At 67.1% G+C, this 213-nt stretch carries 1 pseudogene; it reads left to right on the top strand.

Going from position 1 to position 213, the window contains the following annotated elements:
- Positions 1-213: pseudogene (locus ADL01_RS28305) on the top strand (polyketide synthase); the annotation flags it as partial.

Here is a 213-nt window from a genome sequence, read left to right as displayed (position 1 = left end):
CGGCCGGCCTCTGTGGCTGGGTTCCATCAAGTCCAACATCGGTCACACCCAGGCGGCCGCCGGTGTCGCGGGTGTCATCAAGATGGTGATGGCCATGAGGGAGGGTGTCCTTCCGCGGACGCTGCATGTCGATGAGCCGAGCACGCATGTGGATTGGTCGGCGGGGGCTGTTGAGCTGCTGACCGAGGCCCGGGAGTGGACGGGGCGTGAGGG

Origin of the sequence: Streptomyces sp. NRRL WC-3618, from assembly GCF_001280005.1 — a bacterium.
GTDB lineage: Bacteria > Actinomycetota > Actinomycetes > Streptomycetales > Streptomycetaceae > Streptomyces.
Note: the sequence above shows the minus strand (reverse complement) of the source record. Positions and strands in the feature narration are given on the sequence as shown.